The 24897-nt window shown below is 33.1% G+C and carries 23 protein-coding genes; 5 read left to right on the top strand and 18 right to left on the bottom strand.

The features are described from left to right. Position 1: 1 nt before the first annotated feature. Together DYH56_RS06265 and DYH56_RS06270 are read right to left on the bottom strand one after the other, a co-directional pair. A complete protein-coding gene (locus DYH56_RS06265) occupies positions 2-1564 on the bottom strand; it encodes an acyl CoA:acetate/3-ketoacid CoA transferase (protein ID WP_114642013.1) in 1563 nt (520 codons plus the stop codon). Between the two features lie 448 nt (positions 1565-2012). Then, entirely contained in the window at positions 2013-2564 is a 552-nt protein-coding gene (locus tag DYH56_RS06270) for a PadR family transcriptional regulator (protein WP_114642014.1), read from the bottom strand. 261 nt (positions 2565-2825) lie between these two features. On the opposite strand from DYH56_RS06270, the gene DYH56_RS06275 reads away from it, so the two are divergent. Together DYH56_RS06275 and DYH56_RS15955 are read left to right on the top strand one after the other, a co-directional pair. Beyond that, entirely contained in the window at positions 2826-4073 is a 1248-nt protein-coding gene (locus tag DYH56_RS06275) for an L-lactate MFS transporter (RefSeq protein WP_114642015.1), read from the top strand. Between the two features lie 88 nt (positions 4074-4161). Beyond that, entirely contained in the window at positions 4162-4308 is a 147-nt protein-coding gene (locus DYH56_RS15955) for a hypothetical protein (protein ID WP_158539080.1), read from the top strand. A 144-nt stretch (positions 4309-4452) separates the two neighbouring features. Here the strand turns inward: DYH56_RS15955 and DYH56_RS06280 are convergent, their stop codons facing one another. Both DYH56_RS06280 and DYH56_RS06285 read right to left on the bottom strand, forming a co-directional pair. Continuing rightward, positions 4453-4647, bottom strand: a complete 195-nt coding sequence (locus tag DYH56_RS06280) for a hypothetical protein (protein WP_233500001.1) — start codon at positions 4645-4647, stop codon at positions 4453-4455. 317 nt (positions 4648-4964) lie between these two features. Next, complete coding sequence (locus tag DYH56_RS06285; protein WP_114642016.1) at positions 4965-5819, bottom strand: replication initiation protein; 855 nt, start codon at positions 5817-5819, stop codon at positions 4965-4967. Between the two features lie 193 nt (positions 5820-6012). Between DYH56_RS06285 and DYH56_RS06290 the strand changes: the two genes are divergently transcribed. From DYH56_RS06290 to surE, 3 genes are read left to right on the top strand one after another with little or no spacing between them, the layout of a single operon-like run. Continuing rightward, positions 6013-7926 carry a beta-glucoside-specific PTS transporter subunit IIABC gene (locus DYH56_RS06290; protein WP_114642017.1) on the top strand — a complete coding sequence of 638 codons (1914 nt, stop codon included), beginning with the start codon at positions 6013-6015 and terminating at the stop codon, positions 7924-7926. Between the two features lie 16 nt (positions 7927-7942). Continuing rightward, positions 7943-9370 carry a glycoside hydrolase family 1 protein gene (locus DYH56_RS06295; RefSeq protein WP_114642018.1) on the top strand — a complete coding sequence of 476 codons (1428 nt, stop codon included), beginning with the start codon at positions 7943-7945 and terminating at the stop codon, positions 9368-9370. Between the two features lie 34 nt (positions 9371-9404). Further along, positions 9405-10319 carry a 5'/3'-nucleotidase SurE gene (gene surE, locus DYH56_RS06300; protein WP_158539081.1) on the top strand — a complete coding sequence of 305 codons (915 nt, stop codon included), beginning with the start codon at positions 9405-9407 and terminating at the stop codon, positions 10317-10319. Positions 10320-10359: 40 nt separating this feature from the next. On the opposite strand, the gene DYH56_RS06305 is transcribed toward surE, so the two are convergent. The 14 genes from DYH56_RS06305 to hisF form a co-directional block, all read right to left on the bottom strand. Next, positions 10360-11625, bottom strand: a complete 1266-nt coding sequence (locus DYH56_RS06305) for a glycosyltransferase (RefSeq protein ID WP_114642020.1) — start codon at positions 11623-11625, stop codon at positions 10360-10362. Then, entirely contained in the window at positions 11622-11771 is a 150-nt protein-coding gene (locus tag DYH56_RS15960; RefSeq protein WP_158539082.1) for an SAM-dependent methyltransferase, read from the bottom strand. The genes DYH56_RS06305 and DYH56_RS15960 overlap by 4 nt, the downstream gene beginning before the upstream one ends. Before the next feature lie 147 nt (positions 11772-11918). Further along, a complete protein-coding gene (locus tag DYH56_RS06310) occupies positions 11919-12827 on the bottom strand; it encodes a GGDEF domain-containing protein (protein ID WP_114642021.1) in 909 nt (302 codons plus the stop codon). A gap of 189 nt (positions 12828-13016) precedes the next feature. Further along, entirely contained in the window at positions 13017-13877 is an 861-nt protein-coding gene (locus DYH56_RS06315; protein WP_114642022.1) for a DNA-binding domain-containing protein, read from the bottom strand. Next, positions 13874-15124: an ATP-binding protein gene (locus DYH56_RS06320; RefSeq protein ID WP_114642023.1), complete on the bottom strand. Its 1251-nt coding sequence runs from the start codon at positions 15122-15124 to the stop codon at positions 13874-13876. The genes DYH56_RS06315 and DYH56_RS06320 overlap by 4 nt, the downstream gene beginning before the upstream one ends. A 174-nt stretch (positions 15125-15298) precedes the next feature. Beyond that, a complete protein-coding gene (locus DYH56_RS06325; RefSeq protein WP_114642024.1) occupies positions 15299-16741 on the bottom strand; it encodes an alanine/glycine:cation symporter family protein in 1443 nt (480 codons plus the stop codon). A 28-nt stretch (positions 16742-16769) separates the two neighbouring features. After that, positions 16770-17687 carry a glutaminase A gene (glsA, locus tag DYH56_RS06330; protein ID WP_114642025.1) on the bottom strand — a complete coding sequence of 306 codons (918 nt, stop codon included), beginning with the start codon at positions 17685-17687 and terminating at the stop codon, positions 16770-16772. 615 nt (positions 17688-18302) lie between these two features. Next, positions 18303-19199 (bottom strand): GGDEF domain-containing protein, encoded by an 897-nt coding sequence (locus DYH56_RS06335; protein WP_114642026.1) that lies wholly within the window; start codon positions 19197-19199, stop codon positions 18303-18305. Positions 19200-19415: 216 nt separating this feature from the next. Continuing rightward, a complete protein-coding gene (lplA, locus tag DYH56_RS06340; protein WP_114642027.1) occupies positions 19416-20411 on the bottom strand; it encodes a lipoate--protein ligase in 996 nt (331 codons plus the stop codon). Then, on the bottom strand, positions 20404-22104 hold the full coding sequence (lpdA, locus tag DYH56_RS06345; RefSeq protein ID WP_114642035.1) for a dihydrolipoyl dehydrogenase: 1701 nt from the start codon (positions 22102-22104) through the stop codon (positions 20404-20406). The genes lplA and lpdA overlap by 8 nt, the downstream gene beginning before the upstream one ends. An 88-nt stretch (positions 22105-22192) precedes the next feature. Next, positions 22193-22546: a carboxymuconolactone decarboxylase family protein gene (locus DYH56_RS06350; protein WP_114642028.1), complete on the bottom strand. Its 354-nt coding sequence runs from the start codon at positions 22544-22546 to the stop codon at positions 22193-22195. Positions 22547-22689: 143 nt separating this feature from the next. Beyond that, positions 22690-23121: a MarR family winged helix-turn-helix transcriptional regulator gene (locus DYH56_RS06355; protein WP_114642029.1), complete on the bottom strand. Its 432-nt coding sequence runs from the start codon at positions 23119-23121 to the stop codon at positions 22690-22692. Positions 23122-23378: 257 nt separating this feature from the next. Beyond that, positions 23379-23987, bottom strand: coding sequence for a bifunctional phosphoribosyl-AMP cyclohydrolase/phosphoribosyl-ATP diphosphatase HisIE (hisIE, locus tag DYH56_RS06360; RefSeq protein ID WP_114642030.1), 609 nt, complete (start codon positions 23985-23987; stop codon positions 23379-23381). Between the two features lie 16 nt (positions 23988-24003). Further along, the gene (gene hisF, locus DYH56_RS06365; RefSeq protein WP_114642031.1) at positions 24004-24762 is read right to left on the bottom strand and encodes an imidazole glycerol phosphate synthase subunit HisF; all 759 of its coding nucleotides are present in this window, start codon (positions 24760-24762) and stop codon (positions 24004-24006) included. Positions 24763-24897 lie beyond the last annotated feature (135 nt).

Below are 24897 nucleotides of genomic sequence, written 5' to 3' on the forward strand. Positions count from 1 at the left end.
TTTATTTTTTTTCGAGGATCGATTTTAATTGTCCCCAATTTTCACTAAAGATTCCAGCATCCATTACTTTTAAGTCTTTAGAAATTGCTGGTACGAAGTCCATCTGTGCTAGGATATCTTTTTCTAAATCTACACCAGGTGCTATTTCGATTAGAGTCATTTTTCCATCTATTAGTTTAAATACTGCTCTTTCAGTAATATATAGCACATATTGGTCTACACTTGATGCATATTTTCCACTGAAAGTAATTTGCTGTACATTTTTAATAAACTTCTTGTGTTTACCCTCATTTTCTATTATTAATTTCCCATCCTCTACTTTCAGCTTTAATCCACCTGCTGTGAATGTTCCTGCAAATATTAGTTTCTTAGCTGATTGAGATATGTTGATAAATCCTCCACACCCATTTACTCTTGTTCCAAACTTACTTACATTTATATTTCCAGATTCATCTGTCTGAGCCAATCCTAAAACAGATAGATCTATTCCTCCACCGTCATAGAAATCAAACTGAGCATGATGATCAATTAGAGCTTGTGGATTATATGCATGTCCAAAGTCTCCTCCGCCGGCAGGTATACCTCCAATAGTACCTGCTTCTGTAGTGAATGTTACTAGGTCTTTTGCATCTTCCTCTACTACAACACTTCCTACATTAGCTGGAATTCCCACTCCTAGATTTAGGATTGTATTTGATTCTAGCTCCATAGCAGCACGTCTGGCTATTACCTTTCTTTCATCCATTGGTAATGAGGCTATGTTTTTCACGGGAACCTTTAATTCTCCTGAGAATCCTGGATTATATTTTGTTGCCTCTGTTTGAAAGTGATTTTCTGGTTTAGATACCACTAGGTAATCTATTAAAATTCCGGGAACCTTTACATCTTTAGGGTGGATTGTATTTTCTGATGCTATACCTTCTACCTGTGCTATTACTATTCCACCAGAATTTTTAACTGCTTGTGCAATAGGCAGCACTTCCATTAACAGACCTTCTTTTGACATAGTCAGGTTACCGGCTTCATCAGCTATTGTTCCTCTAATTATAGCCACGTCCAATGGGAACGACTTATAAAACAGCCATTCTTCCCCTTCAAAATCCACGACTTTAACTATATCTTCTACTGTTCTTGGCGACAGCTTTCCACCTTCAATTCTAGGATCCACATATGTTCCTAAACCTACCTTTGTTATAACACCAGGTCTTCCAGATGCAATTTCTCTATATAATTGTGCTATTACTCCTTGCGGCAAGTTATAAGCTTCTAATTTATTTTGCTCTATCATAGATGCAAACTCTGGTGCAGCTATTGTTATAGCACCAATCCATCTTTTAACAAGCCCTTCATGTGCAAAATGACCTATTCCCTTAGTTTTTCTATTCCCTATTGCAGTTGAATGCATTAAAGTAATATTTTTAGGGTGCCCCTCTTCAAGATAATTTTCCTTTATTCCTATTCCTATTTCCTCTGGCCAACAAGCAAGACCAAATCCACTGGCAACAACCGTAGACTCATCTTTAATTAATTTTGCAGCTTCTCTTGCTGATATTATTTTCGCCATCTTTTTCAACTCCTTATTTTTATTTTATAAATTGGACTTCCAAATGGTCAAGCTATGATTACTGATATTCCTTTCATGTAAGTAGACAAACAGGCAGCTATTAATAGTACATATCCTGCAAATTTTGCATAGCTATGATTTATTACTTTACATACAAGTTTTTTCAAACATGTAAACATTTATACGTTGATATTAACATGTTTATTTTTAAAAATCAAGTGTTTTTCTAAAAAAAAATAATTAAAAATTACTAAATAGCTCATATTTGAAATGAAACGTATAAATAAAGAACAGGAAATAAAAAAAAGAACTCCACTTGGAGTCCTCGCTGATGACTAAAAATTTTAATTTATTGATTTGGGAAGGAGTTTTGTATGAAAAGAAATAACCCCCGTTAAAAACGGGATCCTTAGGTCTTTTTTACAAGGGGCAACTTAGAATAATTCCATTATTTCTCTTCTTGGGCTTTCTTGCAATAATCTATGCATTTATCCAGCCATTTAAGAAGACTCTCTTGGCGTATAATTGCACCTTCTAATATTATAAAATCTCCAAAACGATCACTATTATAATCAGGAACCACAGGATACTGTTCTAAAATTTTCTGCAAAGCATATAAACGCTTCTTATGTTGCATTTTCTGACTTTCTAAAAGGTGAATTCTTGATTCTAAATCTAGATTATTAGAAAAATACATACGCAATCTAAAAACATCTTTAGGAGTCTTTTCAATAATTTCATCTTTGTGTAACCACATAAGAAGTTCTTTTTGTCCTTTTTCAGTAATAGAATATTGTTTTTTTTCTAATATATCTCCACTAATTTCAATATCATAGGTAACAAACTCTTCTTTAGCTAATCTTTTTAATTCCGGGTAAATTTGGCTGTGTTTTGCATACCAAAATTCAGATAATTCATAATTAAATTCTTTTCCAATGTCATATCCAGTCATAGGTCTTCTATTTAAAAGTCCTAAAATTGCATATTTTAAAGTTCTCATACTATCAGCCACCTTTTTTCTAATTATTTTTATTTAATAATTTTATCATATAAAAATTACATCTACAAATATATATATATCAAGACATATAAATGTTTACATGTCTGAAAAAATATGTTATGCTTGATTCCAAGTTGTTATTTCAAAATAAATGACAATAAACTCAAAATATAAACAGGGGGAGGTGGAGATGCTACGCTAAATTTTATGTTGTTATTTCTAAAGAAAAGATAAAAAAATCACAATAAAATAGGAGGAAATATGGATTATTCAAAAAAAAGATGGTTAATTTTAATTGCTAGTTGTTTTATTAATCTTTGCATTGGTTCTTTATATGCATGGAGTGTGTTTTCAGCACCTATGGCGGAATATTTAAGTCAAATTAATGGTGTGAAAATTACGCCTGCACATTTAACAGTTGTGTTTATCGTTGCTAACTCAGTAGGTCCTATCACAATGATCTCTGGAGGAAAAATTAATGACACTTTTGGACCCAAATTAGTAATTTTTGTTGGCGGACTTATGTTTGGTGGTGGAATGATATTATCCGGATTTGCTAAAAGTGTTAGTTCGTTGATACTCTCATATGGAGTTATAACAGGACTAGGTCTTGGAATGGTATATGGTTGTACGATCAGTACTTCTATCAAGTTTTTTCCAGACAAAAGAGGATTTGTTGGTGGAGTAACAACAGCTCTATTTGGTATCAGTTCAGTAATAATACCACCAATCGCTGCGGTTATTACTGCTAAAATGGGAGTAATATCTGCATTTAAGATTATTGGTGGAGCATTTACTCTGATTGTATGTATTAGTGCATTCTTCATAGAAAAATGCCCAGATGGATTTAAACCTGAGGGATGGGAACCTCCAGTACAAAAAAAATCAGGACCTAAAGCTAATATGGATTGGAAAGAAATGTTAAAAACACCTAAATTCTATATAATGATTACTTTACTTACTTGTGGAGCTTTTTCTGGACTTATGATTATTCCATTAGCTTCACCGCTGGCTAGAAAACTTATAGGAATGTCTACTGCGGAAGCTACTGTAGCAGTATCAGCACTAGCATTATTTAACGTAATGGGAAGAATTTGGGCTGGAAGTATTTCTGATAAAATAGGAAGAATCAATACTCTTGCTCTTGCATGTTCACTATCAATGATTGGATTAGGATTCTTATACATTTCAGGAAACGGGGACGTAACAACATTCTACATTGGATTATCTATTATCGGAATATGCTTTGGATCATTTATGGGAGTATATCCAGGATTTACAGCAGATCAATTTGGATCTAAAAACAACAGTGTTAATTTCGGAATAATGTTTTCAGGATTTGCAGTTGCAGGTTATTTCGGGCCGACAATTATGGTAAAAATTGCTAAAATGAGCAAAGTAGCCTTTCTTATTGCTATAGGTTTCAGTATTGCAGGTTTAGCGATAACTTTTATTTATAGAGTTGTAAATAAAAACGAAAATAGCGAATTATCTTATGAAAAGATGTAACAAGAATTAAGAAATAATTGAATATTATTTAAATAGAAGTTAAGCTATGTAAAAAAAAAGCTGAATAATATAGAAAAGTAAAAATATAGTGTTTTCATGTGGTTCCGGGGTAAATGCATCTTTAGATTACGCAGTTTACAGTGAATTTTTCTCCAATGGAAAGGTGTATATAGGAAGTTATTCCGATTGGACGAGTTATCCTGAAAACCCCATTGAAATAAAGGATGAAAACTAAAGTTTAGTAAAAAGGATGCTGATTAGTCTATCAGCATCCTTTTTTGTTAATACACATTCTTCATTTTAAGGTATTTTTTTAATGTACTGATATGCATTGGATAAAAATCTTTTTGCGATCTTTCCAGCCTTTCCTTTAATACTTTCAATGAAATCCACTGAATTTCCTGAGACTCATTGGAGGATCTAAGGAGCTGATTTTTCCTGCCGGTATTTCCAGTAAACCAATACCTTCCTTGGAATCTTTAACCCTTTTTTGTATCAAGATCATATCTTCTCCATTTCTATTCCCTTCTATAATCCCTCCTACTGCCGGAATAGTAAATTTTTCATTTTCCATTTCCCCACCTCCTTTTCTAATCATTGATCCATCATACCATTTTTTATATCATTATCTCTTCTTTTAATAAACTAAATAAAATATAAAACACTTTCCTGTCAGATATAATAAAGTCTAATAATACTAACATTTTTATAAATGGGTTCATTTTCTGTCACTTCCACCAAGAAATCCCTATTGCGAAGATTGCAGTTTTAAAATAGTAGAAAAAAAGTCACTATAAAGTGACTTTTTTTAGTTGAACCCAATGGATTATATTTAATTCTGTTATTTTTGGAGTACTATACTCAATTTAACATTCCAGGGAAGTCCAAGGCTCATTTTTTTTTAATACTAAATATGGAGTCTGTGTTCTGCAAAATATAATTTCTTGTATCTAATAATGAATGAGTTTTTCTATAGGAATAAACATTTTCATAAGCTATAGAAAAATCTTCTATATAATCTGTAAATTCTTTTAATAACAGATTCGTATCTTTATTAACTTCTATGTGAAAGGGATTGATTGCATGAAATTTAATTCCTGTAATTTTTGACCCTTTACCTTTTTGACTTTTAATCTTTTCTATATAGATATGTGGAGTAACCAATTCCAAATCTCTTAATACAGGCTTTAAAACCTTTGCTTCAAAATCATAAAATCTTTTATACTTATCCTCTGGTATATTTAAAACTTTTTTGAAATCGATTAAATTTAACTCAAACTCAAATTCCTTCTTAGGACTAACATTCTTTATAAATAATTTAAAAAGGTTATAACTATACATAGATTTGAACCTTAATATAGCTAAGATATTAAATCGATTAAAAAAATTGCCATAATTATGAGCTAAACGAAGTTCCTCCGATAGCTTGTATATTACTTTATTTTCCTGAAATACCACTATATTGAAAATACTAAAGTAAAGGGATGTCAATTCCTTTTCCCCTTTATATATAGATGCGCTAATTACTTTTTTATTCATGCTGTAAATATATTTTTTAAGTTCCTCAATAGTTAAATTGAAAACCTTAAAGTCAAAGATGAATTCAGAGTATTCCTTTTCTAAATCAAAATAAGTCAGGAATAAATTTAAAATTTCCTGCTCTTTTTTTGTTAGTCTAGGTGAAATATCTATGTCAAAGTCGTACTTCTCAAGGTTGAAGTCCTGCTTTTTTAAAAAATAATACATAATCCTCCCTTATGAAAAAAAAAATAGTTGTTGTTTAAAGACGAAAAATTAGTTTTATTTTTCTCTACTTTAGTAGTATAAGCTATATTTTGTCTGAATTCAAGTTTTTTATGACGAAAACAGATCAAAAACAGTGCCTTTGAACAAAATTAAAATAAAATATATACTTTATACAGATAAAGGAGGGGATTATATGAGTTATAAAGAATTAGCAAAAGAGATAATAAATCTAATAGGGGGTGCTGAAAATATCAGAAGTGTGGCACACTGCATAACAAGATTGAGGTTCAAATTAAAAGATGAGGGGAAAGCAGAAACAGAAACTTTGAAAAAGTTAGACGGAATAACAACAGTAGTGCAAAGTGGTGGACAATATCAAGTTGTAATAGGGAATCATGTACCAGATGTATATAAAGAGCTTATAAAAATAGCCGGAATAGAGGCAGATAATACAGAAGAAGAAGAAGAAGAAGAAGAAGAAGAAGAAGAAGAAGATCTTCCAAAGGGGAAAGTTCTAGATAGAGTAATAGATGTAATATCGGGAGTATTCACACCTGTTTTAGGTCTATTAGCCGCAACCGGGATGATAAAAGGATTTACAGCTTTACTTGCAGCACTTGGACTTATATCTGCAGGTTCAGGTACTTATGAAATACTACTAGCTACAGGAGATAGTTTCTTTTATTTCTTTCCTATATTCTTAGGATATACAGCGGCCAAAAAGTTTAATAGTAATGTATTTATAGGTATGGCTATAGGAGCAACATTGGTCTATCCAACTTTAGGAGGATTAAGATCCGGCGAGACACTGTTTACATTATTTCAAGGAACATCTATAGAATCTCCTATACATGTGACTTTTATGAAAATACCGGTTATATTGATGAATTATTCATCCAGTGTAATACCTATAATAATTGCAGTGATGTTTAGTTCAAAGGTAGAAAGATTCTTTAATAAAGTAATACCAAGTGTTGTAAGGCTATTTTTAGTTCCATTTTGTACATTATTGTTAGTAATGCCGATAACATTAATAGTTATAGGTCCTTTAGCAACATGGGCAGGACAATTATTGGGAATTATTACTATGTCTATCAATAATTTTAGCCCTATATTATTAGGTTTATTTTTGGGTGGTTTCTGGCAAATATTTGTAATATTTGGTCTGCATTGGGGACTTGTTCCATTAGCGATAAATAATTTGACAGTACTTGGATCTGATCCAATCCTTGCAGCTATTTTTGGGGCTTCATTTGCACAAACAGGAGTTGTATTGGCAATATTATTAAAAACTAAGGATAAAAAACTAAAAGCATTATCTTTATCAGCAGTTATATCAGGAACATTTGGAGTAACTGAACCAGCTATATATGGAATAACACTGCCTAGAAAAAAACCATTTATAATCTCTTGTATAGCGGCATCCATATCGGGGGGAATATCAGGTTTCTTTGGAAGTAAAATATTTATGATGGGTGGACTTGGAATATTTGGATTACCTACATTTATACATCCAGAAAGAGGCTTGGGTATGGAGTTCTTGGGAGGTATGGCAGCGATGACAGTTGGATTTATACTAGCATTCCTTGTTACATACTTCTTTGGATATAAGGATGAAGAAGTAGTGGAAAAAAGAGAGAAAATAGAAGTTGAAAAGGGAAAAATCTATAGCCCATTGAAGGGTTTGGTAAAAAACTTAACTGAAACAGCAGATGAAGCTTTTGCATCAGGAGCTTTAGGTAAGGGCGTTGTAATAATACCTACAGAAGGTAAACTGGTAGCACCGGTAAGCGGAGAAGTAAGTGTATTTTTCCCAACAGGTCATGCAGTAGCTATGGAAACGGAAGACGGAGCAGAAATACTCATGCATGTAGGAATAGATACAGTACAGCTAAAAGGAAAACATTTTTACCCTAAAGTAGCTGAAGGAGCTATAGTAGAGGCAGGAGACTTATTGCTGGAATTTGATATGGATATGATAAAAAAAGAGGGGTACTCACTGCATACGCCGGTTATTATATCTAATTCAGATGATTATAGTGAAGTAATAAATACTGGGAAAGAAAAAATAAACTTTAGTGAAGAATTATTAAGAATAATATTATAAAAAAGGAGTGGTATAAATGAATAGAAGTGAATTTCCTAAGGGATTTTTATGGGGAGGAGCAACAGCTGCAAACCAATGTGAAGGAGCGTATAACAAAGATGGAAAAGGTCTTTGTATTGCAGATATATTACCAGGTGGGAAGGAAAGGTTTAAAATAATTAACCAACCGGATTTTGACTTTGAAATAGACAGGGAAAAAAATGTATATCCTAACCATGAAGGTATAGATTTTTATAACAATTATAAGGAAGATATTAAATTATTTGCTGAGATGGGATTCAAAGTGTTTCGTATGTCTATAAACTGGAGCAGGATCTTTCCTAATGGCGATGAAAAACTACCAAATGAAAAGGGCTTAGAATTTTATGATAGGGTAGTAGACGAACTATTAAGTTATGGAATAGAACCACTTATTACCCTTTCTCACTATGAAATGCCCCTTAACCTGACAAAAAAATATGGAGCCTGGAAGAATAAAAAAGTAATAGGGTTCTTTGAAAACTATACAAAGGTAGTATTTGATAGATATATTAGCAGGGTAAAATATTTCCTTACATTTAATGAAATTAATAGTGCTTTTCACTTTCCATTATTTTCATTGGGATTCATAGATAATAACAAGGAAACGAAAGAAGCAAATCTGTATAAAGCCATGCATAACCAGTTTGTTGCCGGGGCAAAAGCAATAAAATATGCTAAAAGCTTAAGAAAAGATGTGCAGATAGGGTGCATGTCTATAATCCTACCTATGTATGGGTATGATTCAAACCCGTTAAACCAAAGAGAATCTCAGAAAGAGGAGATGAAATTTGTTGATTTTCCATTGGATGTACAGGTAAGGGGTCGTTATCCTAGTTTTATATTAAAAGAATTAGAAAGGAAAAACATTACCCTTGAAAGTACAGATGAAGAGATGAAATTAATTGCAGAAAATACTGTAGATTTTATTTCAGCTAGTTATTATATGTCTGGAACTATAACTGTAGATGAAGATATGAATAAAACTAGTGGAAATATGTTAGCTGGAGTTAAGAATCCGTTCTTGGAAGCCAGTGAATGGGGATGGGAAGTAGACCCAATAGGGCTTAACATTATCCTACAAAGGTTGTATAACAAATATGAGTTACCACTATTCGTAGTAGAAAATGGATTAGGGGCAAAAGATAAGGTAGAAGAGGATGGAAGTATCATAGATAATTATAGAATAGATTACTTAAAAAGTCATATTAGTAGTATCAAAACTGCTATAGATGATGGGGTAGAAGTGATGGGATATACACCTTGGGGATGTATAGATTTGGTAAGTGCTAGTACTGGTGAGATGTCAAAAAGATATGGACTCATCTATGTCGATAAAGACGATGATGGCAATGGGACAAACAAAAGACTGAAGAAGAAAAGTTTTCATTGGTATAAAAATATCATAGAAAGAAATAGTTTATAAAGAGTTTTAAAAAAAATATAGGGAGATTAATATGATGAAAAAAATAGTAATAATTTTATCTTTAATATTAGCAGTTACAGGATGTACTAGCACAGGAACAAGCGAAAAACTGGTAGATAATGGGGTAGCTGTCAATAAAAGATTGGAAAGACCTATGAGAATATTAATGATTAATGATGATGGTTATGATGCTCTTGGAGCTCAGATGTTGTATGAAGAATTAGAGTCTAAAGGGCACGAAGTATGGATAGTGGCTCCTATTGATAATCAGAGTGGAGCTGGGACTTCTATTAAATGGAATAAGAAACCTCATAAATTGGTAAAATATGGAGAGAGAAAATATGCCTTTGAAGGGAGTCCGACAGATTGTTTTAAGGTAGCAGTCAACCTATTAATGGATGAAAAGCCTGATTTAGTAATATCTGGAGTAAATGATGGACCTAACTTTGGAGAGGTGCAGTTTAACTCTGGAACTGTAGGAGGAGCAGCCAGAGCAATAAGACATGGTTATCCATCTATGGCAGTTAGTTTGGTATACTATGGCGGTGACGATGAAAACTTAGGTTCACATCTAGAACCGGCAGTAGACTATACGGCAAATATAGTTGAAAAATTATCAGATGAATGGAAAGCAGGCAGGATGATTATGCCATTAGGAACTGGAATAAGTATCAATTATCCACTAGGGAGTGTAAAAGGTTTAAAATTTATAGGGAATGAAAATGTATATACAGATTTTCAAAACTATAAATATGGCGAAGATGGCAAAATCTATAACTACAATGATATGGAAAAATTTTCTGCTGAGATAAAAGATATAAGTATAGAAACAGACTTGACTGAATCTAACAGAGGATATATAACTGTTACGGTAATAGATGGTGATTGGGATGCCAGCGGAGTAAAAGCAGAGTATATGGAAGAGGTATTAAAGGGAATCCAATTTTGATATAAAAGAACTGCAGCCTGTAAGGCTGCAGTTCTTAATTTTATTCAAGTATAATATCAACTGCTTTAACAACCCCATCAACTTGTTTTTGATAAATAGATAATTTTTTCATATTCTCTTTATAACTAATATCTCCTAGAATTCTTTCTACTTTTTCTCGAACTTCCTCTGGATCAATATCATGTTTTATCTGCATAATACCTGCACCATGTTTTTCTACATTGGCAACATTAAGACCCTGTTCTACATGTAATGGAATACCAACAATTGGTGTACCTGCATCAATGGCTGTCTGAACACTACCCTGTCCACCATGAATTATTGCCACATCCATAAGGGGCATCACTTTATGTGATGGTAGATGATCAACAACGAGAATATTATCGTGACTGGTTTCTTTAATTTTGTGAACGGTACTAAGGATTACAATCTTTGCATCTAAATCCTTTATACCTTCATAAACACGTTCGATGACAGCTGATTGACCAGATGTTAAAGCAACATAGATCTTTGTTTTATCAGTATCTAAAAAATTTAATATTTCATCACTCGCATCGCCAAATAGTTTTGCAAAAATAGCACCTCCATATCTGAGCTTCACTGGATGATTGTAGTATTTTTTATATTTCCCTTCCGGTTTCCAATTTTCTATTTCCTCTTTTGATATAGTCAAAATCTCAGGTACATCTGTTACGACAATTACATCCCCCATCATTATTTCTTCCATACTCATAAATGGCTCAACACCATATTTCACTGCCACTTTATTAAAAGACTTTGTTGCCATTTTTGACTTATACATTAACCCATTTACCAAATTTACCAACCATGATCGGGGAATAACTTTAAATATTTTAAAATTAGTAACCAATGTAGGTACCAGCATTTTTTTCTCAAATACAGGCGGAACAAAGGAACCTAAATGGGTCACATAATATGGAATTTTTAATGCCCTTGCAGATATAGCACACGATAGTGTAAATCCTGTGACTATTTTTTTTATGTTTTGTTCTTTAAAGAATTGAATTTCACTACCTACATGTTCATCTAATTCCTCTACTGTATAAAATTCTGCCAGTCCTTTTTCTCCGGTATTAGTTAGAACAAAGTCTCTTGCCCTTTCATTACTAAAGTGAGGTGTTACAAGATTATATTCAATACCTTCTTCTTTAAATAACCACTCATAGGGTCCGCCGTGAGTAGCCATAACAACTTCTTCACCTCGTGATTTCATTTCTTTGTATAGCTCTATCATTCTAGAGGTTTCTGATAAATACGCACAATTCGGGAAGGTACAAATTTTCATAATAATCCTCCTATCTTCCGATACTCTTCCATAAGCTTTATAGTGGCTACTTTTTCTTTAGCATGGATGCTTTGAGCTGGGATTTCTTCAACTCTTTTAAAGGGAGATGAAATATATCCAATTGGTTTAAACGTAATATCAAACATTTTATACACCTCCTAATTTAAAGAACCATAATTACTGTAGTTAGCTCTATTATAGGCATTATTAACCAAATTCCTTTTCTTCCCATTAAAATTAAGTAGAATATAGAATTAAAGCCAGGCACCTAAGCCTGGCTCTATCCATATTAATTATCTTATATCAGCAAACCCAACCCCATTACGTCCACTTGTTTTAACTTTATACATTGCATGATCTGCTCTATTAATCAGATGGTGGACGCTGTCCCCGTCATCAAGAAATGTTGCAATTCCAAAACTTGCAGTAACATGTCTGCATCCGTTTTTCTCATAATTCTTAAACTTTTTCAATATACTCTGTCGTATCCTTTCCGATACTAAAAAAGCTTCCTCTTTGTCTGTCTTGGGCAGGCAGTAGATAAACTCCTCTCCACCATGTCTAAAAACTATATCATGATCTCTCAAGTTATTTTTCAATACCTGTGAAATTTCCTTTAGGATCTCATCTCCATAACTATGACCATAGGTATCATTGATTTTTTTAAAATGATCTATATCCATCATAACAACTGAAAAGGGAATATTGTCACCTTTACTTTTTTCAATCTGTTCTTCCAATAGAAGCATTCCCTTACGCCTGTTATGGAGTTCTGTAAGTTCGTCATAGGAAGCCAGTTTATCTAGATATTTTTCCTGCATCACCTCTTTGGTTATATCAAATACTACACCAATAAGCCCGGTGATTTCCCCCTTATCATTTTTAAAGGTTGCTTTATGAAACCGAACAATATATGAATCATTCTCAGATGATGCTGCCTTCCCATCAAAAATTTGAATACCTGGATTATTGAATAACTCTTGATCTTTCTGGAAATAAAGATCTGCTTCTTTCTTGGATAATAGTTCATATGCTGTCTTTCCTATTACCTCTTCTCTTGGAAGTTTTACAAACCCTTCAAATGCTTTATTGCACCCTAAATATACCCCTTCTCGGTCTTTATAAAAAATAGGAATAGGGAGTAACTCTATTAACTCTGTCAATGATTCACTGTTATTTTTAATAAATTTTATTAAGTTCATTTTACCTCAACACGATCCCTACTAATAATTACATAACACTATGCGTATGACAAAACCGACAATAATAAATACTTTTAGCTGTAGTTAGCCTCCTTGTTACATTATACAGTTATAAACATTAAATAACAAACTATCTGTTAATTATAGGTTTCTTACGTATAAACCTTCTGAAATTATTATAGATTAAAATTATCTAACCTTCAATACTATCCCCTCTATAAATTTTTTTACATTGATTTTTCCTTTTTTTTCCTCATTTCCGTCAAAATTATTTATGACTTTTCTGATCTCACCCATATCAAAAAGTATATTTGAATATTTAGAGAAAATGGGGTTATAAAAATCCTCTGCTCCTACATGGCAGATATTTTCAAAGGCTTTGTACACTAATCTTCTTATCCTCTGTTCAAAACTTTTAAAATTAATATCAACTCCATCATTAATTTTATAGTTTTCTATTACCTCTTGAAATATATCCTTTAATTGATAAGGTTTAGAAGAATTTCGTTCTTTGAGGATCATTATAGATAAAATTACCTTTTTAAGATCATTTATTCCAAATTCAGAAATTATACCAAGATCGGAAAATATTTTTTTCAAGTCATCTTTACTCTCTTCCTTTTTAGGAGGAGCAGTATTTATCAAAGTAGTCCTTATAATCTCCATGGACCTGTCTACCTCTATAGTTTTTATGATATTTTCTAGGACACTTTTCACCTCTATTTCATTGATGGGTTTATGGATAAAGAAAAGTACTCCTTGTTTATAGGCCTCGCCTATCATATCTGAATCCTTTACTTGGGATATCATGATAAATTTTCCCCTATACCCATTTTTTATACTCTCTTTTATAATCTCTACCCCATCTTTTTCAGGAAGGAGGAAATCTATTAAAACTATATCCGGATTATAGATTTTTATCAATTCTGATGCCTTGTCACCTGAAGATAATTCTTCAATGATCTGTCCCAGGGAATTTTTTTCTATTATAAAACGAAGCATTTTCCTTATAGATATATCATCATCAATTATAATAATTCTATTTTTCATGCTGTATCACCTCTAAAGTTTTTAATGGGAAGTTTTATTTCAAATCTTGTCCCTGATTCATTAGAAGATATTATATCAATATCTCCCTCCATTTCATCTACTATGTTTTTTACGTGGGAAAGTCCCATCCCTGTAGAAGGAATCCCTGTTTTTTTGTTAAACTTCGTGGTAAACCCTGGATTGCATATAAGTTCAAAAAATCCATCAGGTATCCCAGGACCGTTATCTGATACAACGATGTAGATATAGTCATCATCACTATACTGCACAACCTCAATTTTTAAATTAGATATAAGAGAGGTCACATCCTCAGCCATGGCTTCTATGGCATTAATAATAAGGTTATTTACCACTATAAATATTTTATGATAATACCTGATTTTAAAGTTATCCTTGAATTTAACCTTAAAAAGAATATCTAGGTTTATTTCCATAAGGTAGCGTTTGGTATTGTTTTTTATTATATCCCCAATCTTTGAGAGGGATATAATTTCCTCATGTTCAAATTTATTAAAAAGATTATCTAAACCCAGCACTACCCTTGTATAATCTTTTTTTAACTCGTGTATCTCCCTGGATAGATCTAGAAAATATTTTTTGGCTTCCTCTATATCTGATACTGTTTTATAGGAAGTATACGCTTTTTTCATGAGGGCTTCCACATTGGCAGATATTTTTTTTAGGTAAAAAGATTCGGCTTCAAGATCCGAAGCCATTAAATTTAATTTCATATATTTATCGTTGTGTTCCTCTTGAAGTATCAACATCTCTTTTTTTTTATAAGCGAGAAATATGGTATATACTATGATTCCCCTTATGATAATAGCTATGATCATATAGTTGATTAGGGGGAGATGATGACTGTTTTTAACCAGAAGCTCTAAAAAATTACAGACGAAATCCATAATTAGGAGGATAACCATCTTTTTACCATGATTATATTTTTTAATATCAATTATTATGCAGCCCAATAAAAAAGTATAGTAGTAAAATACCGCCGGGAGAGCCATAGAATAGGACTTTTCAAAGGCATAATTAAAAAGAACCCAATTTAGTACGAAGATATCTATAAAAAATATCCCTGCAAACAAACCCATAATTTTTTTTAAATTAATCTTTTGGTCTATGAGAATCAGAAGAAAAAGTGTAAATACCGCTCCAGAAAACTCAAGTTCCCTTTCAAAGAAATAGTAACGTAAATTTTTAGTTAGAAGGAGGAGTATAAAGTAAGAAAAATATTTGTTCAAAATGCCACCTCACCAATGCAACGTCGGTTGCTTTTATTAAAACTATTGCAAAATATAGTGAAATTATACTATATAAGCCAATAGAATACAAAGTATTTAGGAAACACGGATATAAAGAACCCCTGTCCTGAATTTAGAACAAGGGTCAAATTTAATGATAATTTTTATAAATTTTTAAACATTTACAGGTTCCACTTCTTTTTCTCTAAATTGATCTGCATGTTCCTCTGTCCAAACTTCAGCTTTTTCCAACCCTTTTATATTAGAAGCTATGAATACAGGATCTTTCCCTTGGGATTTTTGTTTTTTATAATCAGCCAGGATATCCACTGCAATATGACCTAGTCTAACTATAGCATATAGGTTCATAAGAGCCATAAGACCCATAAAGAGATCTGCCATATTCCATACTACCGATACGGCTGATTGAGTTCCAAAGAAAACCATGAATATTACGGATATTCTAAATACTTGAAGCCAATTTTTGTTCACCTTAAGAAACTCTATATTGGATTCACCATAGTAGTAGTTACCTATGATTGAACTAAATGCAAATAACATGATACATACAGCGATAAATAGATTAGCCCAAGAACCAACTTGTGAAGAAAGAGCTGTCTGAGTAAGTTGAATTCCAGTGAGTCCTTCAGTCTGGTTAGCTCCTGAAATAAGAACCACAAGAGCAGTACAACTGCATATTAATATAGTGTCCACAAAAACTCCCAAAGTCTGAAGAAGACCTTGTTTTACAGGATGACTTACTTCAGAAGTGGCAGCGGCATTTGGAGCAGATCCCATACCAGCCTCATTGGAGAAGAGTCCCCTTTTGATACCCATCATCATGGCAGCTCCGATCCCCCCGCCTGCTGCAGCTTTCACTCCAAAAGCTCCTTCAAAAATCATAGCAAACACTCCAGGAATAAGGGTGAAATTCTTTGCAATTACAAATAACGCAACTAAAACATATGCTGTAGCCATAACAGGTACCAAAATCTCAGAAACTCTTGCTATCCTATTAACACCTCCGAATATAACCATGGCAGTAAGAACACTCAGTCCTAATCCTACAGCGACTCTACTCAAACCAAAAGCTTCCTCAAAGGCAAATGAAACAGTGTTTGCTTGAACTGAGTTGAAAACAAGTCCGAATGATATTGTTATAAGTACAGAGAAAACCATTCCCATTTTTTTCTTTCCCAGGGCTTTTTCCATATAGTAGGCAGGTCCCCCACGATAACCATTTTTATCCTTTATTTTAAATGCCTGAGCCAGGGTATTTTCGATAAAACTTGAAGCTGCTCCTATAAGGGCAATAACCCACATCCAGAATACTGCTCCCGGACCTCCTACAGAAACTGCTATTGCAACCCCTGCAAGGTTACCTGTCCCTACATGGGAGGCCACACTTATACAGAATGCCTGAAATGCTGATACTCCTCCTTCTTTTTTCGAACCACTTCCTCCTAAAACTTTAAACATCTCTCCTATATAATGAAATTGGATAAAGTTCGTCTTCAGGGTGAAAAATAACCCTACCCCTATTAAAACTGCTATAAGTACATAAGACCATAAAATTGTATTTCCTGTATCGATAATATTATTGATTAAATTAAGCATCTGTTCCTCCTTATTATGTGTTTTATTTTTAAAAAATGCTGCAAGAGAGAATTTTAGACATCTCCTCTAAAAGAGCATATCCTCCTATGGAATTCCCTTTGGAATCTAAAGCAGGACCATAAACTCCTATTCCCATCTTTCCTGGAACAAGTGAAAGTATTCCGCCGCCTACTCCTGATTTGGCAGGTATTCCCACCCTTACTGCAAATTCTCCTGAACCATCATACATCCCACATGTAACCATCAGACTTTTTATTAATTTCGCAGTATGTTCTGTAATAACCCTTTCCCCATAGCTGGTCACTCCGTTGTTTGCAAGAAAAAGTCCTATTTTTGCCAGATCAAATGCAGATACCCTTATGGAACATTGTTTAAAATAGATATCTAAAGCTTCCTCTACGTCTCCCTCTATAATCCCATCATTTTTCATAAAATAAGCCATGGCTCTATTTTTATTTCCAGTTATTTTTTCTCCCATATAGATATCTTCATCATAATCCAAATTAGGATTTTCTGAAATTTTCTTTATAAAATCTAGAACTCTGTTAAATTTATTCTCTGAAGTGCTTCCTTTTATCATGGAGGAGACTGCTATTGCTCCAGCATTTATCATGGGGTTAAAAGGCTTGCTTAAAGATGTTTCTAATTTTTTTATAGAATTAAAGGGATCCCCGGTAGGTTCCATTCCTATCTTTGAAAAGATATAATCTTCTCCATTGTCCAATATTGCCAGCATTAAAATTAAGGGTTTTGATATACTTTGGATGGTAAATTTTTTCTCATAATCTCCAGCACAAGAAACTTTGTTATTATTATCAATAAGACAAACTCCAAAATTTTCCTTATTGGCATTTTTCAAACCCGGGATATAGTCCGCTACCTTCCCCCCTTTACACTTGTCTTTATTTGCTAAAATTAACTGATAAAGAATATCCGAATCTATCATAATGAATCTCCCCCGATGTAAATCATAATCACCATACATCGATTATACTTTTTTGAAACTATAAGGTCGGCCAACCATCTGTTTGTGCAATTATAATACACGAATAAAGGAAGCGTCAAATTGATAGAAATATGCTTTATATACTAAAAAAACTCAAATAATATATTATATATATATATTGTGATCTATAATTCATATCTTTTTTTTACTTCCAGTAGGTTCTAGTAGAGCACAGTGAGATCCAGTTAGCTGAAAAAATAATGAACCACACTCCATAAACACCATATATTTTAACAATATAATATATATATAATTATAGAGGTGGAGGAAAAAATCAGGTCTACCCCTGTAAGACCTTTAAAAATAAGGATTTAGAATGAATTTTTCATCTATTATTATTTTTTATTAATTTTTCTGGACTTTCAGAACTTTATTCCTAACTCACTGAGTGTATAATCTAAATATCGATATAGAAAACACTTTTTCCCATTTATTTTGTTAGCTGTCCCTATTTTTTTTTATCTTGTGCTGTATAATTAAATGCAAAAAAAAAAGATCCATAGAAAAATCCTGCCCAATGTTTGTACCACCAAACATTAAAGGAAATTCTATGAATCAAAATCCAGCCCCGCTACGTCCACTTGTTTTAACTCTATACATTGCATCATCTGCTCTAGTGATGAGCTTATCAGAGGTATTCCCGTCATCAGGGAATACTGCAACCCCAAAACTTGCACTGATATCTCTGCATATCTTTTTCTCGTGATTCTTAAACCTCTTCAATATACTCTCCCGTATCCTTTCCGAAATTAAAAAACCGTCTTCTTTACCTATCCCTGGCAGGAAATAGATAAACTCATCTCCGCCATGTCTAAAAACTACATCCTGATCTCTCAAATTACTTTTCAGCACCTGTGAAATAATCTTAAGAACTTCATCTCCATAAGTGTGGCCGTAGTTATCATTGATTTTTTTAAAGTGATCTATATCCATCATAATAACTGAAAATGGAATGTTGTCACATTTACTTTTTTCAATCTGTTCTTCCAATAGAAGCATTCCCTTACGCCTGTTATAGAGTTCTGTGAGTTCATCATAGGAAGCAAGTCTATCTAAATGTTTTTCCTGTATCACCTCTTTGGTAATATCAAACACTGCACCAATAAGCCCGGTGATTTCCCCCCTATCATTTTTAAAGGTGGCTTTATGAAAACGAACATTGTATGAATCATTCTCATGGGTCGCTACCTTTCCATCATAAAGTTGAATCCCCGGACTGTTAAATAACTCTTCATCTTTCTGGAAATAAACATCCGCTTCTTTTTTGGGGAACAGTTCGTGTACTGTTTTTCCTATCAGCTCTTTTTTTGAAAGTTTTATAAATTCTTCAAATGCCTGATTGCATCCTAAATATACTCCTTTTCTATCTTTATAGAAGATCGGGATAGGAAGCAGATCCACTAACTCTGTTAATGATTGACTCTGTTCTTTAATAAATTCAATTAAGTTCATATTATCTCAACACCATCCCTGCTAATAATTGTATAACCCCAAGACATTAGAAAGCCAATAATATTACTATTTAGATTCCTTGTTATTTATACAGCTAGAAAGAATAAATGACAAATTATCTGTTTTTTTTTCATTTTGGAAATATTTAGTAAAAAAATCAGCTTATAAGAGGTTTTTCAAAAAAGAACAGCTCCTTTTGTTTACTTTTTCTTTCCCTTATCCAATTTTACTTTTTAACCATTCTTTTATCTCAAAAATCATATTTTTTTCATCAACTTTACAGTTGATATTATCTAGTTTTTCAGAAATAAATTCCATTTTAAATGGTGAATCTAATAATTCACACTCCATATCCTTAATAAAAATACTATTCATTGCATCGGAATAAATAACTATAGAATCAATCATACCATCCTTTAAATTTAAATTCAGATCTATTTCTCCCCATGTAAATCTGTTTACAAAATTTATGTCAAACTTAGGAGTTTCTCCATATTTCCATTTCCAGGAAGAATATTTTTCATATAAATCCTTTATAAAATTCTGGTCTTCTACATACTCTATATCTGATTTACCTTTATAAATCTCAAGAAAACTACTCATAATATTATCTTTTAAGTTTTCAATGGTTATGTCCCCTTTAATGGTTTTCAAATTCACTACTCTGGAACGAACCGACTCAATTCCTTTAGAAGCAATTTTTTCTTTGGATACTTTTAAATATTTACTCAATTTATCCATATCTGCATCAACAAGGATAGTTCCGTGATGATATGATGAATTTTCTTTTTCATAAAATGCATTTCCTGAAAATTTTCTTTCCCCTGCTAATATGTCATTTCTTCCTGAAAATTCAGCGTCAATTCCTAAATTGTTCACAGCTTTAAGGATTACACTGAGCTGTTTTTCTAAATCATATAATTTTTTATCCATAACAAAGGTAAAGTTTAAATTTCCAATATCGTGAAAAACGGTTCCCCCGCCGGATAATCTCCGGGCTATCTTTCCACCGTCTCCTTCAAAATCTTTACACTTACATTCTTTCCATGGATTTTGATTTCTTCCTACGACAATAGTATTGTCATTTTGCCACAGATATAATATCATTTCATTTTCTTTAACTTTTTCCAGCAGATATTCTTCAAAAGCCAGATTATGCCACGGGTTATACGATGTTGAACATATTATTTTGGTTGAAATATTACTATGCAAAGTGGATAGCCCCCCCTTCTACAGACAGTGCTGCTTCATGTATTGATTCGGCAGTTGTCGGGTGTGCAAATATAGTTTCTGTTATCTGCTCCGTAGTAAGCCCGTTATTTATACACAATGTCACAGAAGAAAGTAGATCTGTTGCATGGGGCCCTATTATTGTGCTGCCTATTATTTTCCCGGTTGATTTTTCTTTTATTATTTTAACAAAACCTTTAGGATCTCCCAATGTCAATGCCTTGCCATTAGCAGACATGGGAAATTTTCCCACTACAATTTCTATCCCTTTTTCATTTGCTATTTTTTCAGTAATTCCTACAACTGCTATTTCAGGTTCAGTAAAAATAGCACTTGGAACTGTAGAGTAATCAATAATTTTATTTTCTCCTAAAATATTATCCACAGCAACCATTCCCTGGTGGGAAGCAACGTGTGCTAATTGCAGGACATTTGTAACATCACCTATAGCATAAATATTTTGGATATTTGTCTGCATTTTTTCATTTATTTTGATACCTTTTTTACCGTCATTCATTTCAATGCCTAATTCTTCAAGGCCCAACCCTTTAAAATATGGCTGTCTTCCAACTGCAACCAGTACTTTGTCACATGAAATATACCTAGTTTCTCCTTCCTTGATAAATGAAACTACAGCTCCGCCATTTTCAGTTTCATCTATTGCTCCAACTTTTGAACCGGTATATAATTTAATCCCATTTTCCACTGCAATTTTACTGATTTCATCACATACATCCTCATCTAATGAAGCTAATATTCCATCTGCATATTCAACCACAAAAACTTCCACTCCAAAGCTTTCATAAATAAAAGCAAATTCCATCCCTATAACTCCTCCACCAACTATTACTAATTTTTGAGGCAGACTGGTCATATTCAGAGCTTCTTTGCTTGTTAATACATTCTTAGACTCGATTCCTTTAATAGGTACAGTTGAAGATTCCGATCCGGTGGCGATTATTATATCTTTAGTATTTATAGTTATTTCTGTTCTGTTTGTTTTTACAAATACGGTATTTGCATCTATAATTTTGCCCTTCCCATGAAGCTTTTCTATATTATGGTTTTCCAATAGATATTCTATTCCATTTTTAAGCTGATTTTTAATCTTATCTTTTCTATCAATAACTTTTCCCATATCCACAGAAACATTTTCAGCAAAAATACCAAAACTGTCAGCTTCTTTCATATTTCTATAGATTTCCGATGAACGTACAAGTGCTTTTGTAGGTATACATCCATGATTTAAGCATGTCCCTCCTACATGTTCTTTTTCAATTATAACCACTTTTTTTCCCTGCTTTGCTGCATGAATTGCTGCAACATATCCCCCCGGACCTGCTCCTATTATAGTTATATCTGCCTCTATTTCTTGCTTTTGAGGTTTCATTAAATTACCAAAATAATTAAATCCGCCTGTTTTTTCAGTGGATTCCTCATTTTGCACTCCGTCTATTTCAAATAAAACATCCCCTATATTAACTGTATTTCCTTCATCTATTGCTATTTTTTCAACAATACCACTGGCATTAGATTTCACAGAAACATTTCCTTTTTGAGATTCTACCTGAAGCAGGATATCACCTGTTTTTATTTCATCCCCTATTTTTACATTTATTTTTCCCACACTTCCGCTTTTACTCTCTCCGGATAATTGTTCAAGTTTTATTTCCATCATTGCTCCTCCCCCATTCAAAAACTTTGATTTATTCATATAAAGAAAAGGCAGTTAAAGTAATCTGCCTTTTATCTACAATTAAATATTATTTAAAATCTTTCTCAAATTCATCTATTGAATCTTTTAATAGTGTTGCACTGTATGCCATAGCAGGTCCTCCACCAAAAGCTACCGATACCATTGCAGCTTCCATGATTTCTTCACGATTAGCTCCTGCCTCTAAAGCTTTATAGGCATGAAATACGATGCAATATTCACAACGATTATAAACTCCAATGGCTACACTTATCAACTCTTTAGCTTTTGTATCCAGTGTTCCCGGTTTATAAGCTGCCCCTAATAGTCCCATAAAAGCGTTTACATGTTCTCCACTAGTTTCACCTACATCTTGCAGTCCTCCCATAAATGCGTCTAATAGTACTCTTGGATTTTTTTTCATTTTTATCCCCCCATTTTCTTTTTTCAATAGTTGTCACAACAGTAGTTAGTATAGCAACTATATTTGCCTAGATAATAACATTATCTATTTAATAAATCAAGATTTTTATTAATAATTATATATATATTATCTTAAATTATCTATTACTCGCTAAGTTGTGCATTTTCAACCAATTTATTCAACACTTTTTTAAATATTTCAATCTCCTCATGAGAAATATCTCTAGTGATTAACTTACTAAACTCTTCACCAAAGGGTAACAATTCTTTTCTCAATTTTTTACCCAATTCGGTTAAGCATATATATGTTATTCTCCTATCTTTTATATCTTTTTTCCGCCGGACATATCCTTCCTTTTCCATTCGGTCAACCAATCTTACTATTGTAGATTTTTTTATATCCATCTTTTCAGCTAACTCACTTTGATTAATATATTCCCATTTACCTAAAAAATATAAGGCCGTCCATTGAACCCTTGTAATCTCATGAGCACTTAATTTTTCATTGAAAACATCTGCAATTTTTTTTGAAGCTTTATTCGTTATAAATCCAACACAATCACTAAGCTTAATCATGCACTCTCCTCCTCGTGTAGTAAAATAGAGCTATAAATTCATTAGAATAAAAAGTCTATTTGAATTAAGTTTTACTTTATAATAACATATATATATATTGGCTGTATAATCTTAATGGAGAATTTGAGAATAATTTAAATAAAAAAAGCATACAAAACCTGATATCATAGGAATTCACTGGAAATTCATGATGGAGGTTTTGTATGCATAACAATATCATTAATTTATTAAAATTGAAAGGTGTTGGTATAAATCTCTTATTTCATTCTTCCCATAAGCTGGTCTTTTATATCTTCCAGCTCTACATCCTGATCCTTTAAAAGCACTAAAAGATGGTATATAAGGTCACTTGCCTCATATATAAGTTCTGATTTATCGGGATTTTTGGCAGCGATAATCACCTCTGCACACTCTTCTCCTACCTTTTTAAGGATCTTATCTACCCCCTCTTTATACAGGTAAGCAGTGTAGGAACCTTCCACAGGGCTGGTTTTTCTGTCTTTTAAAATATCATCCAGGGTAAAAAGCACCTCTCCCATGGTCATACTTTTTGCAGGTGTCACCCTGTTAAAGAAACATGATTTTTTTCCTGTATGGCACGCAGGACCTTTTTGTTCAACCTTTATAAGAAGAGTGTCCCCGTCGCAGTCATAGGATATTTCTTTTACTTTCTGAGTATTTCCTGAAACAGCTCCCTTGTTCCAAAGTTCCTGTCTGCTTCTGGAATAAAACCATGTGTATCCTGTATTCAGAGTTTTCTTATAGCTTTCTTCGTTCATATAGGCTAACATCAGTACCTCCCCGCTGTTAGAGTTCTGAATTATGGCAGGTATTAGTCCGTTTTTATCAAATTTTATATTTTCCATATTTACTCCCCTCAAACTATATTCTGATTTCAATTCCGCAATCTTTTAAGTACCTCTTAAGATCGGGTATTTTTACCTCTCCAAAGTGAAAGATAGAAGCAGCCAGCCCTGCATCCACTTTTGGAAGTCTTTCAAAAAGTATTTTAAAATCCTCCATCTTTCCAGCTCCCCCGGAAGCAACAACAGGTACATCCACCACATTGCTTACAGCTTCTAAGAGCTCCAGGTCAAATCCGCCTTTGACACCATCTGTGTCTATACTATTTACCACTATTTCTCCTGCTCCAAGGTGACATCCTTTTTTAACCCATTCTACAGCTTCCAATTCTGTTTCTTTTCTTCCCCCGTTTAAAAATACCTTGAATATACCATCTACCCTTTTTACATCTACAGACAGGACCACACACTGGCTGCCGTATTTCAGTGCAGCCTCCCTTATGAGTTCAGGATTTTTTATGGCCCCTGAATTGACACTTACCTTGTCTGCCCCAGCCTTTAGCACCCTGTCAAAGTCGCCTAAAGTGTTGATCCCTCCTCCTACTGTGAGAGGTATGAATACCTGGTCTGCCACCTCCTTAACAATATCTGTAAAAAGTTTTCTTCCCTCGTTGGTAGCAGTGATATCGTAAAATACCAGCTCGTCAGCTCCCATTTCATTGTATATCCCGGCAAGCTTTACAGGATCTTCCACATCTCTGACACCTTCAAATTTAACCCCTTTAACTACCTTCCCGTCCCTCACATCCAGACACGGGATAATTCTCTTGGTTATCATTGTTACCTCCTTGTATAATGAAATAGAGCTATAAAAGCACTATTTCTAGTTTATTTAATTTTTTAGTATATAATTAACATAGACGCTGTGGATTAGTGTGACCTCCTATAGCTTCGACTATTTCTTTTAGGCTCT

The organism is Psychrilyobacter piezotolerans, assembly GCF_003391055.1.
GTDB classification, from domain to species: domain Bacteria; phylum Fusobacteriota; class Fusobacteriia; order Fusobacteriales; family Fusobacteriaceae; genus Psychrilyobacter; species Psychrilyobacter piezotolerans.